The sequence below is a fragment of the Sphingobium sp. TA15 genome (genome assembly GCF_037101235.1).
Taxonomy (GTDB): Bacteria; Pseudomonadota; Alphaproteobacteria; order Sphingomonadales; family Sphingomonadaceae; genus Sphingobium; species Sphingobium indicum.
This window is the reverse complement of record NZ_AP025355.1, coordinates 2303426-2316509: the sequence shown is the minus strand read 5'-3', so window position 1 is coordinate 2316509 and position 13084 is coordinate 2303426. Positions and strand designations below refer to the sequence as shown.

Genomic DNA, 13084 nt, shown 5'->3' with positions numbered 1-13084 from the left:
CAATGCGGTGGGAGGAGGGGGTTTCTGATTGTGAAATCAATACGGTATGGCAGTCGCAGGAAGTGCTTGCCCAAGATTTGCCCAAATCCGTCATCAGATCAACTTTCTTCGTGACCGGCCTGCCGGGAACGACCGCCTCGGTTGCCAAGATAGTTGATGTCGGCGACTGTTTCCACTCTGGTTGCAATCTGAAGCACGGCGAGCGTGCCCACCTCCTGCCGGTTACCAGCTCGTCGTCCGTGAAAAACGCTGAAGGCCCCAGGGATACGTGGTTTTTCATGAACTCCAAGTAATCGAAATCGTAAGGTTCTGGGGAAATCCGACGAAAATCTCGTAATTTTGCGCGCCCGTGCGCGTGGACTCTTCCCTTGGAAATCGGGTCGTGATTCATTGGGCTGGACGACAGGATGAGGTTCGCCGATGCCTCCCAAGAAGCCCGCCACACGCAGCGATGAGCTGTTCCGCAGCCAGCTCGACAACATGATCGACATGACGCACGCGCTGGTGAAATTGGCGGGGTTGATCGACTGGTCGCGCTTCGATGAGGCCTGTCGGACGAGGCTATCTGAGCCCGCTGGGTGGAGAATGCGTACATGCAGTTCTTCTGCGGTGAGCAGTACTTCCGCGACAAGCTGCCGCTCGACCGATCATCGATGACGCACTGGTGGAGGCGGATTGGCCCTGCCAAGCTGGAGCTGCGGCTGCTGACCGAAACGCTCAGGCCTGCGAACGGGTGACGGTGGACACGACCGTGCAGACCAAGGCGATTGACCATCCCGCCGACAGCCACCTGTTGATGCCCGGCATTGAATGGCTCGATCGGTTGGTAAGGAAGCACGGCGTCAAGTTGGCGGAAACTGCGGACCTAGTTAGGCCGGTTCGATCGCGACATCGACCGCGACATCGTCGGAAACGAGACGCTCGAGACAGCCTTTGCCGTTGTCCCGCGAGCGGGTAGCGACGATCCTCGACCAGAAAGTTGGCGATACCGACAAGGTGGACAGCTCGAAAAACCTGGCATTTGATGCGTTGGCCTGATTCATTATCGTTGTGTCCTGGAGGGGGCGGCGATGGCAGCGTAGCCAAGTTTCTTTGATCTTTCGGACCGATACGAGGCTCTGAGCGCGGTGGGCGATCCGTTGAAGCTGTCGGCGGTGGTGGACTTTGAGCTATTCCGGGGACCGCTGGTGGCCGCGCTACGCCGCCGCCCTCGTAATAAGGGCGGGCCACCTCCGTTCGATCCGGTGCTGATGTTCAACGTATGGCCCGCCCCACTGCAAGAGGTTTCACATGGCTGTTGATCGGTCTGCCTCAACGTATACGGCGGATCGGTCAAGGATCGAGGCTCTCTGGTCATGGATGGGCAGATTATCGGCGCCACCGTCGGGGACTGTCAGGAATTTCGTGTGCGGCGAGGCATAATGGGCAACAAGGAGACCCAGTATGTCACGACGGAAAGAACCCTCGGTACTGAACGACATTCTCGACCAGTTGCTGGCCGGCACTGACGCGGCGGCGGCGCTCGGCCAGGGCGGCTTGCTCGATTCCCTGAAGAAGGCATTTGCCGAACGGGTCCTCAACGCAGAGATGGATCACCATCTTGGCCAGGAGGATCAGGGGGCTAACAGCCGGAACGGCTATGGCCGCAAGACGGTGACGACCGACGGGGGACGGATCGAGATCGAAGGGACTGTCAGGATTTCCGTGTGCGGCGAGGCATAATGGGCAACAAGGAGACCCAGTATGTCACGACGGAAAGAACCCTCGATACCGAACGACATCCTCGACCGACTGCTGGCCGGCACTGACGCGGCGGCGGCGCTCAGCCAAGGCGGCTTGCTCGATTCCCTGAAGAAGGCTTTTGCCGAACGGGCGCTCAATGCGGAGATGGATCATCATCTCGGGCGTGACGACCAGGTTGGCAACAACCGCAATGGCTATGGTCGCAAGACGGTGACGACCGACAGCGGTCGGATCGAGATCGAGGTGCCACGCGATCGGGCCAGTAGTTTCGATCCGCAGTTGATCGCCAAATACCAGCGTCGCTTCCCCGGCTTCGACGACAAGATCATCTCGATGTACGCGCGCGGCACGAGCACGCGAGAGATCACCGGCCATCTGCGCGAGCTGTAACCATCTCCGAAGGCGCCATCGCCACCTTCGCTTTGAACTCCGCGCTGTAACGCTTTCTCGTAGTCTTCATTCCCGTCCATTCCTCAGGTCGGGATGAGCTTAACATCCTGTCCAGATTTCCGGCACCACCTCATTCACTCTGGTCCCACCTGTCCGACCCCAGGGGCCCACTTCAAGTCAGAGCCCCGTTTCGACGCCGATTGACATCGTGCTTCGGATCAGCCGGTTCTTCGAGGTGCCCAGTTGATGAAGGGGTCCGATTGTGCCAGAGGTAGCCCATTTAGAGGCATTAGGTGGCGACACGTTTTGTCATTTGAGGTCAGAACGATTTATTTTTTCACCGTTTCCATCGAAGATATGGGTCAAATATCGTTCTCGATCCTGTTTAAACAGTAAAATTCAGATCGAGCGCAGGAATGGACGTATGACGAGAATTGTGGAGCAAGTTAGATATAAAGAAAACCATCATACATTAAAAATTCATTCATCATATTTTTTTGAATTTCACGATCAGGAATTTGTCGAGGAAGTATATCTTAAATTGCTTCTTAGGGAGCCAGATCCGGTGGGATTGCAGAAGTACCTATCGATCATTCGAAAAGGGGGGAGTAGATATCAAGTTTTGCGCGATATCGCTCGCTCTACTGAGTCTCGTCAGACTGGCGTAATGCTTGAAGGTATGAATGCATATAATATTTCAAGAATATTGAAAAATATTCCAGTATTTGGAACAATAATAGAAATATTTTCTTTTTGCTGTCGTATAAAATCTTTTCGGCAAGATATGCGTGCTCTTGAAAATCATATTTACCGAATCTCGCAGGGCAGTCAAAGAAAATAAAGTCTACCAACTGCACTTGGTATTGATGGGCGAATTCTGGAGATCTTCGTGAAGATAGTATGTTTGAGTACATATCCTATTGATGAGCCACGTCATGGTGGGCAGCATCGTCTCCGGAACGTGGTCGATCTGCTTGAGAGGGCGGGTCATGAGGTCTATTCTGCCGGTGTTTCAAGCAGTCCAGTCTATCCTGCATCGCGCTATTTTGTGAAGTTTCCAGGAAATCAGGCGCTGTCTACTGTTGCCCCGCACCTCAGTTTGATGGAAGACTGGGCTATCGGACGGCTCTTTTCTACGAATGATGTATATTTTGATGCATTGGCCAAGATCATTCCGGTCAAGCCTGATGTGCTTTTCTGTGAGCAGCCTTGGATGTTTGCATTCGCGCAACGATACAACAACAGAGTATGTAAGGGGCAGGCGCGGCTTGTTTATGGCTCCCAGAATATTGAGCATCAACTCAAATATGGAATGGCGGCCTATCATTTCGGTGAGAAGATCGCTCGCGATTGTCGCGAGAAGGTGCGCGATTGCGAGATAGAAGCAATAAAGGGGGTAGTCCAGACCTTCTGTGTGTCAGATGGCGACCTGGCTTGGACGGCTTCTTATACTGATCGTCACCCCATCCTTGCGCCAAATGGAGTGATTGATCGCGTTGCGGGCATGACGGATATCGAACAGGCCAACAGGTTCACAGAGGGGCGTAAATTCGCTTTATATTGTGCCAGTGCACATCCGCCGAACATGGATGGTTTTTTTGAAATGTTTGGTTACGGGGTAGGGTGCTTCCCTCCGGATAGTCGTATGGTCGTCGCCGGCGGAGCAGGACATCATATTCTGCACGATCCTAAATACTCCCAAGTGGGGGGGATGCACAAAATTTATGTCAATGCCGGTGAGGTAAGTGAATCGGTTCTGCGTGGCTTGTTGGCAACTGCGCACCAGATTGTACTTCCAATCACACATGGAGGGGGCACTAACCTGAAGTCGGCAGAAGCGATTTGGGCCGGGTGCCATATTGTTGCCACGACAAAGGCAATGCGAGGATTTGAAGAATTCTCTCACGCAAAAGGAATAACTGTTGCCGATGATCCAGCATCTTTTTGTGCTGCGATACGGGATGGCTTCCTGCGCCCTAAAATAACGCTGACGAGAGATGAGCGGGAAGCGCGGCGGGGTGTCCTTTGGGAAGAAGTGCTTGCCGACCTAGTGCGCAATATTGGTGAATTGGAGGCGGCATGACAGGCATGAGTAGTGGACGTGTGCCTAACATCTGGATGAATGTCACGACCAGCGCAAACTGGACGCGCGCTGCGGTTGGAATTGTACGCGTGGAGCAGGAAATTTGTCGTGAGTTAGAGTTGCTCTATGGCAAGCGTTTTCGCAAATGCGTCTTCCAAAATGGTGAATTCGTGCCCTTTGAGGGGCGTTTCGGAGCCTCAAGTGTACCACAAGGTGTCATATGGCCAGATGGGTCACGAGATTTTCCAAAAACGTATGCTCTAGATCCTGCATTTGGCGGGAATCGTGCATCGACTACTCCAAATGATCCTGTTGCGCAGACTCGGGAGCCTTCGATTAACCAATATCCTCGGCTTTCTGATATTGGATCAATCGGCATCGAATATGGCGATGTTCTCATTTCGGTCGGCTTAGATTGGGATCATTCATATATAGATAAGTTCTATGAATTAAAAAAACGTATGGGAATTAGGATTGTTGCCTGTTGTTATGACTTAATACCTGTTCTTTATCCTCAATATTGCGTCGGTCATGTTGCCGCTGGTTTTAAAGAGTACTTTGGAAAGCTCTCATGGTCTTCGTCTACCATGCTCTGCATTTCTAATCAGAGTCGGAAAGATTATCGTGAATTAGTCCGCCGCATAGGTGCCCCGGAGATACCTAGTGTAGTGATACCATTAGGAGATAAGGTGCCGGATGCAGAAGGAGAAATATCGACACAGATTCGTCGGTTAGCCGACAAACCTTACATTCTCTTCGTGTCGACTATCGAACGTAGAAAGAACCATGAGGTTCTTTACCGAGCCTATCATCTGCTCGCAAAGGCTGGGCATGCCGATAAGCTGCCTAAATTGGTGTTCGTTGGGATGCCAGGCTGGGGCGTTGGTGATCTGCTAAAGGATATTGAACTCGATCCGCTGACAGATGGCCTGATCGTGCAGTTGAACCATGTAGATGATGCTGAACTGAGCTATTTGTATCATAATGCTACCTTTATGGCCTATCCTTCGCTTTATGAAGGATGGGGTCTGCCCGTCGGTGAGGCGCTCGCTTGCGGCAAGGCTGTAGTTGCATCGGCGCAAGGATCGATACCCGAAGTTGGCGGCGATCTTGTCGTTTATGTCGATCCTTGGAATGCCCAAGCTTGGGCGGATGAAATATTACGCCTTATTGAAAACCCAGATGAGCTTAAGGCGCTCGAGGATGCCATCGTAAAAGGCTATAAATCGAGAACTTGGTTTGACACAGCAAAGGCCGTGAAAGATGCGGTTGATGCGCTGGGTCCTGTGGAGAGCAAGCCATTAATTCTCCTTCCAGGATATGACATGCGTACAATGAGCGGTATCCACTGCGGGGAAGCAATGCGGTCTCGCGGGGACAAGGGCGTCTTCTTGTTCGGTCCTTATTGGCCCTTGGCAAAAGGATCCTACAGCATCGCGATTGACATGCAAAAAATAGGTACGGCCGCTGGAGAGTTGAACATCAGTGTGGTGCATAATCATGGCCTGGTAGAACTAAATGCGAAGAAGATTATTTTTCACAGAGGGGACGAATTTGAAGGTCATATTAATATTAACATAGAGAATAGCGAAAATATTAAAGATCTTGAAATAGTTTTTGAATCAACTGATGGATTATTGGTATCGGTTGATAAAATAATTATAAGCAATGTTAACTTTGAAACCCAATCTGGACACCTCGAAAAACGTAGAGCTTTTGGGCCGACCTGAGGACGGTGGCGCAGAGTGGCCTGATTGGCTGCCTTGGGGGCAGTTGGACACCTCGAAAAACCGGATGATTTTGGTTTGCTGGCGTAGGAAGGGACAGGTGGCTGTGATGAAGGGCGCCGTTTCGGCGGTATTGGCGAGGTGATCATCGTATCGGCTGCGTTCTGGCCGCCAATTCCATGTCATGCAGGCGCAGTTCGGCCTTCGAGCCATGCGAGGCGCTGGAAATTATAGACCAGGTTGGCCATGCCGATCTTGATCCTGGCGCGAGCAATGCCGATGGTGCGGACGACGAGGCCCATGCGGTGCTTTTGCCCGGCAAAGACGTGTTCGACGGCAGCGCGGACCTTTGACCGTTTTGCATTGGCCCTGGCTATCCGTTTGGGCAGCGGCCGCCTGGGCAGGCGCTTCTGGTGGATATTGCTGGTGAACATGCCCCTGGCGAGGAACGCCTCGTTCTTCTTCGATCGATAGGCGGTATCGGCCCAAACGCCCGAGGCGGTGTTCTCCTTGCTGATCAATTCGGGCAGTCGCGCCCCGTCATGGGCATTGGCGGCGCTCGCATCCCAGGTGCGGATCAGTCCATGGGTCCGGTCAATGCCAATATGATTCTTATAGCCGAACATCGGGATAGCCAGATCGACTGGTTTTGCCGACTTGGGATCGGCGCCTTCCCTGACCTTGGCCTTGGTATATTTGATCGACCAGCGCGCATCGCGGTCTTTCTGCCGGGCCTTGGCGGGCTTCCAGCCCTTGGGGATACGGCCTTCCTTGATCGCCGTCTTCTCCTCCTGGGTATTGCGCTGCTTGGGCGCGGGCACGACGGTGGCGTCGATGATCTGCCCACCCATGGCCAGATATCCCCGATCCTTGAGCGCGGCATCGAACCGCGCGAACAACCGATCGATCGCCTTGGCTTTTACAAGCCTCTCGCGGAACAGCCAGACCGTGGTGGCATCGGGCACGGTGCCTTCCAGCCCAACACCCAGGAACCGCTGGAACGACAGCCGGTCCTTGATCTGGAATTCCGTCGCCTCGTCGGACAGCGAATACAAGGCTTGCAGGACGAGGATTTTGAACATCAGCACCGGATCGAACGGCGGGCGTCCGCCCTTGTTCCGGGGGCCGCGTCGCAGCGCCGCCACCAGCTGTCAACGGGCACCGAAGATTCCGCAAAAGTGGGCATCTAAAATTCCCTAGTTTGGCGGGACGGTCTGTGCCGGTGATCAGCCGTGATGGAGATCTGGCTTTTCCTTTGCTGGTGGTCGGCCGCGCCGTTTCGGCAAGGGCGGTGGGTTGATGGATGGAGTTGCGCGCGCATGCTCAGGCAGCAGGTCGGCGTGCTGTCGCATACGATAGCTCGAGCCCTCGATCTGGATGACAACGGCATGGTGAAGGAGGCGGTCCAACAAGGCCGTCGCCACCACAGGATCGCCAAAGACATCCCCCCATTCCGCAAAGCCGCGGTTGGATGTGAGGATCATGGCGCCCTTTTCGTATCGGGCGTTGACGAGCTGGAAGAACAGGTTGCCGCCGCCCGGCGTGACAGGGAGATATCCGATCTCATCGACGACGAGCAGGGAGGAGCGGCACAGGAAGCGGATCCTTTCGCGCAACGTTCCTTCGCGTTCAGCCTTGGCCAGCGCAGCGATCAGATCGGCAAGCGGGATGAAGTAGACGCTTTTGCCTGCCTTCACGGCTTCGACTGCGAGGGCGGTCGCGATGTGGCTTTTCCCGGTGCCCGGCGGCCCCAGCAGATGCACGACCTCGGCCCGGTTGATGAAGTCGAGGCCGGCCAGCGCCAGGATCCGGTTGCGGTCGAGCGATGGCTGGAAGGAGAAGTCATATCCGTCCAGCGTCTTGATGATCGGCAGCCTGGCCATGCGCAGGGCCGCCTTGATCCTGCGGTTCTCCCGCAGCGACAGTTCTTCGTTCAGCAATATGTCGATCGCCTCAACGCCATCGATCTTGCCCTGCTCGATCCCGCGCAGGGTGGCGTCGAGCATTTCCAGGGCGCGCGGCATTTTAAGATGGACCAGACTGCGGCGGATATTATCAACGCGAGACGCAGCACCCCCATGGCTCATGGCCGTTCTCCTCGGGCCAGTTGGCTGCCGATCGCCTGATAGATCGCCAGGGAGCGCACAGCGACATGCTCGCCGATACGGCCAATGGTGATTGCATCCTTTGCGTGGTGACGACGCTTGGCCCCGCTGCCTCCGGTTCGATGCACAGGATCGATCCTGTACTGTCGGCGCCCCTCCAGGACAGGATGCTCGGCAATGACCTGGCCCAGGTCGATGATCCGGATCTTGTCGGGCAACTGCTGGATTTCGACGACGCGGCGGGTGCGATCGGGAACGCTGTAATAGTTGCCGCCGACGGAGACCATGCCGTCGTGGCTGACGCGGCGCTCCAGCTTCAGCACGGCATCGAAGCGCTCTGCTGGGAGCAGTTGCAGCTCAGGCTGCTCGGCGGCAAAGGCTTCGAGAATGATCCGCTGCGTCGTGCCATGGACACGGACGTTGGCGACGGTATCGAGCCAGTCTATCAGCTGGACATTGAGATCTTCCAGATTGCGGAAGCTTCGGCCCAGGAAGAAGTCCTTGCGGATATAGCTGAACGGCCGCTCGACCTTTCCCTTGGTCTTGGCCCGATAGGGGCGGCAGGCGCGGGGTACGAAGCGGTAATGCCGCGCCAGGGCCAGCAATGATCGATTGTAGATGATATGGCCCTGATCATCCTCCCCCGTCACGGCGGTTTTCATGCGATCGTAGAGGATCTCGATCGGAACACCGCCGATCGTTTCAAAAGCCTGCATATGGCAGCGCAACAGGGTTTGGAGATCCTGGTGCATGACATAGCGTGCAAACAGGAAGCGCGAATGCCCCAGCACCAGGCTGAACAGCCAGACGATCCGGCTGACGCCAGGCTCATCGGTAAAATCAACGACGAACCGGGCGAAGTCGATCTGCGCCTGCACGCCTGGCGGCGTCTCGAACCGCACCTCGAAGGGCTTGGGGCCGTTTTCCGGCCGGATCGCGGCCAGGAACCGCTTCACGGCAGTATAGGCGCCCATATAACCCAGCTCACGGATTTCCCGCGTCAGGCGCGCCGCTGTCAGATCGGGAAAGGCCGCCACCCGCTCGCGCAGAAATTCCAGATAGGGCGCCAGCTTGTTCGGCCGTCCCAATGCGCGTGGGCCATAGACCGGAGCTTCGACGCCCCGTTCGATATATTTGCGGATGGTCTTGGGATCGCGGCCAGTGCGTCGGGCGATGGCTGATATGGATACGCCCTGCCGATGTAGCTCGAGGATCATCATCAATTCTCCAAGTCGGATCATCGGCCCCGTCTCCGCGTCTGCAAAGGAGATGAGGACGATGTCGGCTCATCTCATTCTGCCGGGGCTAGCCCCGGCAGAATGAGATGAAGGGGCCACCAACTAGGGAATTTTCAAAGCCCACTTTTGCGGAGAATTGCAGGACCGATGACACCAGCGGACCCCGGAATAGTTCAAAGTCCACCACCCCCGACAGCCGTTCCAGCGGATCGCCCGCCGCGCTCAACGCCTCATATCGGTCCGAAAGATCAAAGAAACCCGGCTGCTCTGCCATCCCTGCCTCCGCTGTCGCGCACCGGCAGTGAATCACCGCAAGCCGTCAAACGCTACCGGTTTTTCGAGGCATCCGACTACAACCAGGAGCGCCCGCACTCAGCCCTTGGATACGAGACCCCAGCGGCGTTCGCCGCTGAACTGCATAAGCAATGGCCTGCTTCGCTACGCCCTACGGGCTCCGCTGCGCAGGCCATTGCTCAACCCGCGCTCATGCGCAACAAAGCTGCCGGGCTCTAATCGCGGCTGGTGGAAACCAGGGGGTCACGTCAACGCCATGTGACAACGGAAAATACGGTTCGATCCGCCGCATTTGCCCCTCCGTCAGCAATAATAAATCATCCATGGCAGCACCTCCCTGCTACCTTGAATCACCACTCAACCCAGCATACAACCAATTTAATAGATCCTGACCATAGTCGGCTACAAATCCGGGACCGGGTCAAGTCCAAATGTATCATAAGGTGGTTCCGGATTAAGGAACTCGAATTCTTTCATCCGATCCCTGAATATTTCGCACGCTGCCTCATACAAAAAATTATCCCAGAAAATATATGAGTTAAGGGCTGCTTTTGCCGCATCAGATTTGGCTTCGATTATATCCACTGGGCTCGCATTGAGGTGCTTCCCGTGTTCGATCCTCCGTCCCAGTTGCCAAGACAGCAAACGAAGCGAATTTTGATAATATTCAGTAATTCCAAAGAAGAAGAAATTATTCTCTAAAATTTCTATCGCGGACTTTGTTGATGAATAACCTCGTCCTCCGTCTTTGCTTAGAAACTGTACTTGCAAATTATCTATGTGTCCCATAATTTGCTGGTTATCTGACAATAAAAACTCATCAAAAGACGAGGTCCTGGCGATTTTCAACGCTTCTTTGCCATTTTTGTTGTCTACCCATAACGCTGCGTCCGCTGCGTTTTTAATTTCTCTAAATGATTTGTATTGAGATATCACGCGGTCCAGTGGATTGCGTAACATGCAGATCATATGCCCGGGAATGCCATTCGCGAGCCATCGAGATGAAAGCATGTGACCGTGAAAAAGACGATTATTTGGATCGTGCAGATTCATTGTCGAAAAATCCCCCCTGTACGGGCGTGAGATATTTTCATCTTTGAACAGGCTAAACAAACTGTTGCCGAAGCTTGTTCCAGCTGTCTTATTTATATGAATAAATACCAGTGGTAGATCTGCTCTCTTAAGGACAAACCTACCCTGCTCGAATTTTTTGATCGTCATTGTATCCAAATTTCTGTAAGTGCCAGTTTTATATAGGTTCCCGCTACATGATAAATGTATTATTTGATAACCGCATACCTCGAAAACCTCTGTTCTGGCCTAATGCGGCGCGAAGAAGCGTAAGGAGATTGGAATAAAATGAGGGGTACCGATCTCTTGCCACGTGGGTCGCGGCGCAATGAGCGCTTCAGGAAGCCAACGATAGCCGCCAATTGTTTTAACCGATCAGTCAGGCAAAGCGAACATCAATGCTTGCCAAGCATCCATGCAAGAGTGTCTCGCAATGGATGCACAGGGAATTGACCTAGGAGCATCTCAATCTTTCTACGATCTCCCCAAAGCATTTTAACTTCATTCTTGCGGACAAAAGCCTGATTGACCGTCACGCAAAAGTCGTGTCCTGAAATATCTTTTATAAGATCAATAACATCGCGAAGTGAATGCGCATCACCTGAGCATATGTTAAATATTTCTCCTATTGCATTAGGCTCTAGTAATAGATTTGAATAAGATATGACCACATCTCGAACGTCAGAGAAGTCCCGTGCGACATCCAGATTACCAAGCTCAATTTTCTTTGCCTTGCGCCGTACGTGATCAATAATCTTAGGAATGACGAAGTCGATAGACTGCCCAACTCCGGTATAATTAAATGGGCGGGCGATGATCATCGGGAGTCGTTCTCGATATAAATGAGCAACAAATTCCATCGAAAGTTTGCTGACGGCATAGTCATTAACTGGATCGGGCGCTACATTCTCACTAATCGCACCGCTAATGCGATTCCCGTAAATATTTGCGCTGCTTGCTAGAAGTATAGCATCGACACCTCCAATCGCGCTGACGGCCTCCAGAAGATTGCGACTACCTACGATATTTGTCCGGTAGATATTTTCAACATCTCCGTGAGAAACGAAAGCGATAGCTGCGAGATGCGCAACCTTGTTGGGCCTAAGGTCCGCGATGATTTCCTTCAGTCGCTGTGCATCAATGAGGTCACATACGTAGGATGCCGCCAATCCTTCGACAGGGGTGTTTGTAGGGCTATGGGAAATGCCAATAACTTCATGCCCTTGGCTTGCCAGTACGGCCGCTAGATGCCGACCGGTGAAACCGTCCACTCCCGTAATCAAAATTTTGCTCATAGCCATCTCGCCCTATCTGCACCGATGTGATGGCTTGGCAGCAAATGCTGCCAAGCCATCACGCCATCGACATGATCTTTCCATGGCTTAGCTTAGAAAGAGGCATTCGCTCTGTTCCTTATAAGGTCGGCATCGACCATCATCTTACACAACTCTTCCAAGGTGGTCTTAGGCTTCCAGTTCAGCTTGGAGGTCGCTTTTTCTGGATTGCCGATTAGCAAATCGACCTCGGCCGGACGGTAGAAGCGAGGGTTAACCCGCATAACCGTTTTGCCAGTGGCAGTGTCAACAGCGATCTCCTTTTCGTCCCTGCCCGAAAACTCAACCTCAATATCCGCCGCTTTGAACGCCATCCGCACAAAATCGCGAACGGTCTCCGTGCGATTGGTCGCCAAAACATAAGTATCAGGTTCTTCAGCCTGCAGCATTCGCCACATCCCCTCAACATATTCTTTGGCGAAGCCCCAATCGCGTTTTGGGTCCAGATTGCCCAGTTCCAGGCAATCAAGTTTACCGAGCCTAACTTTGGCGACACCGTCCGTGATTTTTCTGGTCACGAACTCACGGCCACGCAGCGGGCTTTCATGGTTGAACAAAATGCCGCTGCATCCAAAAATATCGTAGCTTTCACGATAGTTTACAGTGATCCAGTGCGCATATAGCTTGGCAACGCCATAGGGACTACGCGGATAGAAGGGTGTATCTTCTACTTGTGGGACAGCTTGGACCTTGCCAAACATTTCCGAAGTGCTGGCTTGGTAAAAGCGGATCTTGGGGTTAACAATGCGGATCGCCTCCAGCAGGTTGAGTGGACCGATGCCGGTAATCTCCGCTGTAGTTACGGGCTGATCGAAAGAAACGCCCACAAAACTCTGAGCTGCTAGGTTATATACTTCTGTCGCACCCGTCGTTTGTAACAGACGGATGCTGGATGAAAGATCAGTCAGATCATATTCAACAAGCGTTAAATTAGGATCGTTGGCGATACCAAGTTCTTCAATTCTCCAGAAATTTACAGAACTTGTACGGCGATACGTCCCATATACCTTATATCCTTTAATCAGCAGCAGTTCAGCAAGATAAGCTCCATCTTGCCCAGATATGCCCGTGACTATAGCCGTCTTCATAAATTCCCCAT

Annotated in this window: 11 protein-coding genes and 6 pseudogenes; 9 read left to right on the top strand and 8 right to left on the bottom strand. The window is 53.3% G+C overall.

Annotation, left to right across the window (positions count from 1 at the left end):
• Positions 1 to 2 precede the first annotated feature (2 nt).
• Together Sj15T_RS11555 and Sj15T_RS11550 are read left to right on the top strand one after the other, a co-directional pair.
• Positions 3 to 293 carry a hypothetical protein gene (locus Sj15T_RS11555; protein WP_148225572.1) on the top strand — a complete coding sequence of 97 codons (291 nt, stop codon included), beginning with the start codon at positions 3 to 5 and terminating at the stop codon, positions 291 to 293.
• Positions 294 to 593: 300 nt separating this feature from the next.
• The gene (locus Sj15T_RS11550) at positions 594 to 737 is read left to right on the top strand and encodes a hypothetical protein (RefSeq protein WP_013041163.1); all 144 of its coding nucleotides are present in this window, start codon (positions 594 to 596) and stop codon (positions 735 to 737) included.
• A gap of 132 nt (positions 738 to 869) precedes the next feature.
• Here Sj15T_RS11550 and Sj15T_RS11545 read toward each other — a convergent pair whose 3' ends face one another.
• Positions 870 to 1043: a hypothetical protein gene (locus tag Sj15T_RS11545; RefSeq protein ID WP_013041162.1), complete on the bottom strand. Its 174-nt coding sequence runs from the start codon at positions 1041 to 1043 to the stop codon at positions 870 to 872.
• A gap of 75 nt (positions 1044 to 1118) precedes the next feature.
• On the opposite strand from Sj15T_RS11545, the pseudogene Sj15T_RS11540 reads away from it, so the two are divergent.
• The 6 genes and pseudogenes from Sj15T_RS11540 to Sj15T_RS11515 all read left to right on the top strand — a co-directional run.
• A pseudogene (locus tag Sj15T_RS11540) lies at positions 1119 to 1256 on the top strand (IS5/IS1182 family transposase); the annotation flags it as partial.
• A gap of 187 nt (positions 1257 to 1443) precedes the next feature.
• Positions 1444 to 1686 (top strand): annotated as a pseudogene (locus Sj15T_RS11535) (transposase); the annotation flags it as partial.
• Between the two features lie 57 nt (positions 1687 to 1743).
• Positions 1744 to 2130, top strand: a pseudogene (locus Sj15T_RS11530) (transposase); the annotation flags it as partial.
• A gap of 427 nt (positions 2131 to 2557) precedes the next feature.
• Positions 2558 to 2974 carry a DUF4214 domain-containing protein gene (locus Sj15T_RS11525; protein ID WP_081440671.1) on the top strand — a complete coding sequence of 139 codons (417 nt, stop codon included), beginning with the start codon at positions 2558 to 2560 and terminating at the stop codon, positions 2972 to 2974.
• 120 nt (positions 2975 to 3094) lie between these two features.
• The gene (locus Sj15T_RS11520; protein WP_148225571.1) at positions 3095 to 4216 is read left to right on the top strand and encodes a glycosyltransferase; all 1122 of its coding nucleotides are present in this window, start codon (positions 3095 to 3097) and stop codon (positions 4214 to 4216) included.
• The gene (locus Sj15T_RS11515; RefSeq protein ID WP_013041156.1) at positions 4213 to 5946 is read left to right on the top strand and encodes a glycosyltransferase family 1 protein; all 1734 of its coding nucleotides are present in this window, start codon (positions 4213 to 4215) and stop codon (positions 5944 to 5946) included. The genes Sj15T_RS11520 and Sj15T_RS11515 overlap by 4 nt, the downstream gene beginning before the upstream one ends.
• Positions 5947 to 6125: 179 nt before the next feature.
• Here Sj15T_RS11515 and Sj15T_RS11510 read toward each other — a convergent pair.
• The 4 genes and pseudogenes from Sj15T_RS11510 to Sj15T_RS11495 all read right to left on the bottom strand — a co-directional run.
• Positions 6126 to 7091 (bottom strand): annotated as a pseudogene (locus tag Sj15T_RS11510) (IS5 family transposase); the annotation flags it as partial.
• A gap of 78 nt (positions 7092 to 7169) precedes the next feature.
• On the bottom strand, positions 7170 to 8030 hold the full coding sequence (gene istB / locus Sj15T_RS11505) for an IS21-like element helper ATPase IstB (protein WP_013041154.1): 861 nt from the start codon (positions 8028 to 8030) through the stop codon (positions 7170 to 7172).
• The gene (gene istA, locus Sj15T_RS11500; RefSeq protein WP_013041153.1) at positions 8027 to 9289 is read right to left on the bottom strand and encodes an IS21 family transposase; all 1263 of its coding nucleotides are present in this window, start codon (positions 9287 to 9289) and stop codon (positions 8027 to 8029) included. The genes istB and istA overlap by 4 nt, the downstream gene beginning before the upstream one ends.
• A 139-nt stretch (positions 9290 to 9428) precedes the next feature.
• A pseudogene (locus Sj15T_RS11495) lies at positions 9429 to 9560 on the bottom strand (IS5/IS1182 family transposase); the annotation flags it as partial.
• Positions 9561 to 9634: 74 nt separating this feature from the next.
• Between Sj15T_RS11495 and Sj15T_RS11490 the strand changes: the two are divergent.
• Positions 9635 to 9799: pseudogene (locus Sj15T_RS11490) on the top strand (IS3 family transposase); the annotation flags it as partial.
• A gap of 183 nt (positions 9800 to 9982) precedes the next feature.
• On the opposite strand, the gene Sj15T_RS11485 reads toward Sj15T_RS11490, so the two are convergent.
• The 3 genes from Sj15T_RS11485 to gmd form a co-directional block, all read right to left on the bottom strand.
• Positions 9983 to 10801 (bottom strand): sulfotransferase family 2 domain-containing protein, encoded by an 819-nt coding sequence (locus tag Sj15T_RS11485; RefSeq protein ID WP_081440669.1) that lies wholly within the window; start codon positions 10799 to 10801, stop codon positions 9983 to 9985.
• A 245-nt stretch (positions 10802 to 11046) separates the two neighbouring features.
• The gene (locus Sj15T_RS11480; protein WP_013041150.1) at positions 11047 to 11946 is read right to left on the bottom strand and encodes a GDP-mannose 4,6-dehydratase; all 900 of its coding nucleotides are present in this window, start codon (positions 11944 to 11946) and stop codon (positions 11047 to 11049) included.
• Between the two features lie 92 nt (positions 11947 to 12038).
• Complete coding sequence (gene gmd, locus Sj15T_RS11475; RefSeq protein WP_274053832.1) at positions 12039 to 13073, bottom strand: GDP-mannose 4,6-dehydratase; 1035 nt, start codon at positions 13071 to 13073, stop codon at positions 12039 to 12041.
• Between the last annotated feature and the right edge of the window lie 11 nt (positions 13074 to 13084).

Excerpts from the sequence above, each read along its gene's own strand:
- Sj15T_RS11555 (WP_148225572.1), top strand. The coding sequence starts at position 3 with ATGCGGTGGGAGGAGGGGGTTTCTGATTGTGAAATCAATACGGTATGG.
- Sj15T_RS11550 (WP_013041163.1), top strand. The coding sequence starts at position 594 with ATGCAGTTCTTCTGCGGTGAGCAGTACTTCCGCGACAAGCTGCCGCTC.
- Sj15T_RS11545 (WP_013041162.1), bottom strand. The coding sequence starts at position 1,043 with ATGAATCAGGCCAACGCATCAAATGCCAGGTTTTTCGAGCTGTCCACC.
- Sj15T_RS11525 (WP_081440671.1), top strand. The coding sequence starts at position 2,558 with ATGACGAGAATTGTGGAGCAAGTTAGATATAAAGAAAACCATCATACA.
- Sj15T_RS11515 (WP_013041156.1), top strand. The coding sequence starts at position 4,213 with ATGACAGGCATGAGTAGTGGACGTGTGCCTAACATCTGGATGAATGTC.
- istB (WP_013041154.1), bottom strand. The coding sequence starts at position 8,030 with ATGAGCCATGGGGGTGCTGCGTCTCGCGTTGATAATATCCGCCGCAGT.
- istA (WP_013041153.1), bottom strand. The coding sequence starts at position 9,289 with ATGATCCGACTTGGAGAATTGATGATGATCCTCGAGCTACATCGGCAG.
- Sj15T_RS11485 (WP_081440669.1), bottom strand. The coding sequence starts at position 10,801 with ATGACGATCAAAAAATTCGAGCAGGGTAGGTTTGTCCTTAAGAGAGCA.
- Sj15T_RS11480 (WP_013041150.1), bottom strand. The coding sequence starts at position 11,946 with ATGAGCAAAATTTTGATTACGGGAGTGGACGGTTTCACCGGTCGGCAT.
- gmd (WP_274053832.1), bottom strand. The coding sequence starts at position 13,073 with ATGAAGACGGCTATAGTCACGGGCATATCTGGGCAAGATGGAGCTTAT.